This window comes from Micromonospora sp. 4G55 (genome assembly GCF_016803375.1).
In genome coordinates this window covers 1-3,796 of sequence record NZ_JAEVHN010000593.1, presented here as the reverse complement: position 1 = coordinate 3,796, position 3,796 = coordinate 1, and the positions used below count along the sequence as shown (strand labels likewise).

Sequence of the window (3,796 nt, the reverse complement as noted above, 5' to 3'; positions counted from 1 at the left end):
GCTACAACCAGTTCCTCGGCTGGTTCAACAACGCCGACGGCTGCTACTACAAGCTGGCCGAGCCGCAGCCCGAGGCCCCCGAGGGTCAGCAGTGGTACGTCCGCACCTGCAACGGCGGCGACCTCGGCAGCCAGACCGTGGTGCTGCGGGACACCCCGCCACCCGGGTTCGGCACGCCGCCCGACCCGGAGGAACTGGCCCGGCGGGTCCTGGCGTCGATCTCGCTGCTGCCGCCCCGGATCGCGGTGGCGCCCCGCCGCAACACCGGCCCCGGCCTGGTCGGCCTGCCGGTCTGGATGTGGGCCAGCCCGGGCCGGAACTACTTCGGCCCGATCCACGCCTGGGACTCCGACCGCGGCCTGCGGGTGGACATCACCGCCAAGGTCGACCGGATCGTCTGGACCATGGGCAACGGCGTCAAGGTCACCTGCGCCGACGAGGGCACCCCGTACGACCCGAAGGGGCGCCGCGCCGGGAAGACCTCGCCGGACTGCGGCTACGACTCCGGCTACCCGAAGGCCGGCACCTACCGGGTCAGCGCCACCACGTACTGGTCGGTGACCTGGCGCGGCGGCGGCGAGAGCGGCGTGATCGCCCAGACCCGGACCAGCGGAACGACTCTGATCGAGATCGACGAGCTTCAGGTGGTTACCCGATGAGCCTGGTCACCCGCAACGGCACCCCGGTCGACGCGCCGGTCGCCCCGCCGAAGGTGCTCCGCCAGCGCCGAACCCGTCCCGGCCTGCTGGGGCTGGCGGTGCTGCTGATCGCGTTGGGCGGCCTCGGCGCGGCCTTCGCGGTCACCTCGGTCCGGGCCACCGGCAGCTACCTGGCGGTCGCCCGCCCGGTCGAGGTCGGCCGGCAGCTCAGCGCCGACGACCTGGTCAGCGTGCAGGTCTCCGGCGGGGCCGGGCTGTCCCCGGTACCGGCCGGCAAGCTCGACGAGGTGGTCGGGAAGCGGGCGGCGGTGTCGCTCACCCCCGGCACGCTGCTGACCATGGGGCAGCTCACCGACGCCCCGCTGCTCGGCGAGGGGCAGCAGCAGATCGCGCTCGGCTTGAAGCAGACCCAGGTGCCCGCCCGCAAGCTCCATCCCGGCGACAAGGTGCTGCTGGTCAGCACCCCCGCCGACAACGACGACAGCCAGGCGCCGGGCACCCGGTTCACCGGCACGGTGATCGACACGGCCACCCCGGAGAACGACGACGTGGTGGTCTACGTGGCGCTGCCCGTCCGGGACGTGCCGGCCGTGGTGGTGCTGGCCGCCCAGGAGCGGATCGCCCTGGTGCTGGTCGAGGCGGCCTGATGGCGATCATCGCGCTGGTCTCGGCGAAGGGGTCGCCCGGGGTCACCACCACCGCGCTGGCCTGCGCGCTGAGCTGGCACCGGCGGCTGGTGCTGGCCGAGTGCGACCCGGCCGGCGGCACCATCCTCGCCGGCTACCTCGGCGGCGCGCTGGACGGTCCCCGGGGCATCGGCGAACTGGCCGTCGGCGAGCTGCGCGACGGCAACCTGGAGAGCGCCTTCTGGTCGCAGCTGGTCGACCTGGACGCGCCGCGGCGGGAACGGCTGCTGCTGCCGGGCGTGGTCGACCCGGCCCAGGCGGGCAGCGTCAGCCCGCTCTGGCAGCGGTTCGCCGACTTCTTCGGCAGCCTGGAAAAGGGCCAGCCGCCGTACGACGTGATCGTCGACTGTGGGCGACTCCAGGTGGCCGGTCCACCGTGGCCGGTGCTGCGGGCCGCGGCGGTGGTGCTGCTGGTAACCCGGGCGCAGCTGCCCGACCTCTCCGCCACCCGGTCGATGATCCGGGCGATCGAGCGGGACTTCACCGAGCACCGGGTGCCCCCGGGCACGCTGCGGCTGCTGGTGGTCGGCGACGGGCACGGCAAGGGCGAGATCAGCAAGGCGCTGCGGGTACCGGTGATCGCCACCCTGCCGGCGGACCCGCGTACCGCCGAGGTGCTCAGCCTCGGCGGCACCGTACGCGCCGGGCGGCCGTTGATGCGCGCGGCCGGCGCGCTGGAGGTGCCGGTCCGGGCGCTGCTGGACCGCCGCCGGGCCCGGTTGGCCTGGCCCGCCGCCCAGGAGGTGCCGGATGTGGTGTGAGCCGCCCGGGGAGGCACGTCATGCGGTTTGAGCCGGTCTCCCACGACCCGCGTCAGCAGCCGGCGGCGACCTCGACGATGCCGCCGCTGCCCCCGGTGAACGGCCGGCACCACCAGCCGGCGCCGCCCGTCGCGCCACCCCCGCCCACCCCGCCGCCGCGACCGCGGGTGGACTTCGCGGTGGTCCGCGAACTGCGCCGGGAACTGAGCGAACGGCTCACCCAGTGGCAGCGCGGCCGGGAGTTCGACGCCAACGCCGAGGAGGTCGAGCGGGCCCGGCTCGCGGTCGCCGTGGTCTCCGGGTACGCCGACTCGGTGCGCCGGGCCGGCACCCCGATGGCCGCCGACGAGGAGCGGATCCTGCTCGACCAGGTCACCGCCGAGCTGGTGGGGCTGGGCCGGCTCCAGACGCTGCTGGTCGACCACACCATCGAGGAGGTGCACATCCTCGGCTGCGACCAGGTGCGCATCACCCGGCACGGTGGGGGCGTCGACTGGGTCGAGCCGATCGCCGACAGCGACGACGAGCTGGTGGAGATCCTCCAGGCGGCGGCCCGCCGGGCCGGCGCGACCGAGCGGTCCCTGTCGACGTCCAAGCCGACGCTCGACCTGCAACTGCCCGACGGCAGCCGCCTCGCGGCGGTGTTCCTGGTCAGCCACCGCCCGTACGCGGTGATCCGCAAGCACAACACGCTGGACGTCAGCCTGGAGGAGATCGCCGGCTCCCGCCCCGACCTGGACGAGATGATCGACCCGCTGCTGCGCGACTTCCTGCGCGCGTCCATGCGGGCCGGGCTCAACATCATGGTCGCCGGGCTGGCCGGAGCGGGAAAGACGACGGTCATCCGGGCGCTGATGGACGAGATCCCGCCCGACGAGCCGTACGTGCTGCTGGAGGAGAGCCGGGAGCTGCTGCCGGCCCGCCGGGGCCGCAAGCACCGGGCGGTGATGAGCTTCGAGTCCCGCGAGGGGCACGGCGAGCGCGGGATGGACGGGCGACCGGCGGGTGAGGTGAGCATCGCCGACCTGATCCCGGTGTCGCTGCGGATGGGCGTGCTGCGGATCATCGTCGGCGAGGTCCGGTCCCGGGAGATCGTGCCGATGCTCCAGGCGATGACCACCAGCCGCGGCTCGATGTGCACCATCCACGCCCGTACCCCGGCCGGGGTGAGCGAGCGGATCATCGAGCTGGCGCTGGCCCACGGCCGGGAGATGACGGTCGACCAGGCCCGCCGGATGGCCGGCAACGCCCTCGACCTGATCGTCTACGTGACCGTCGAGGACGAGACCGCGATCGGCGGGCGCAAGCACCGGTTCGTCTCCCACGTGGAGGAGGTGATCGGGGTCGGCGAGGGCAACCGGATCGTCACCACCAGCGTCTTCGGCCCCGGCCCGGACGGCCGGGCCGTCCCCCGCCACCTGCCGGAACGCATCCGCGACCAGTTGCTGCGGGTCGGCTACGACGCCCGCCTGCTGACCCGCTTCATCGAGGCCGGCACCGGCGCCTGGCGCCGCCCCCGGCACAGCCGACTCGGCCCGGCCGGGTCGGCTACGACGCCCGCCTGCTGACCCGCTTCATCGAGGCCGGCACCGGCGCCTGGCGCCGCCCCCGGCACAGCCGACTCGGCCCGGCGGTGCGCCGGTGAGCGCGCGGAGTCGGCCCCGGTCGAGCCGCGCGGTCGCGACCGGAG

Annotated in this window: 4 protein-coding genes; all 4 read left to right on the top strand. The window is 74.4% G+C overall.

What is annotated here, in order from left to right; genetic code table 11:
- Positions 1-659 (top strand): hypothetical protein (locus JNW89_RS30555; protein ID WP_238451718.1); only part of this gene is annotated, 659 nt, incomplete at its 5' end.
- Positions 656-1,306 (top strand): SAF domain-containing protein, encoded by a 651-nt coding sequence (locus tag JNW89_RS30550; RefSeq protein WP_238451717.1) that lies wholly within the window; start codon positions 656-658, stop codon positions 1,304-1,306. The genes JNW89_RS30555 and JNW89_RS30550, both read left to right, overlap by 4 nt.
- Positions 1,306-2,106 (top strand): ParA family protein, encoded by an 801-nt coding sequence (locus JNW89_RS30545; RefSeq protein ID WP_238451716.1) that lies wholly within the window; start codon positions 1,306-1,308, stop codon positions 2,104-2,106. The genes JNW89_RS30550 and JNW89_RS30545 overlap by 1 nt, the downstream gene beginning before the upstream one ends.
- 20 nt (positions 2,107-2,126) lie before the next feature.
- Positions 2,127-3,674 (top strand): CpaF family protein, encoded by a 1,548-nt coding sequence (locus JNW89_RS30540; protein ID WP_238451715.1) that lies wholly within the window; start codon positions 2,127-2,129, stop codon positions 3,672-3,674.
- Positions 3,675-3,796 lie beyond the last annotated feature (122 nt).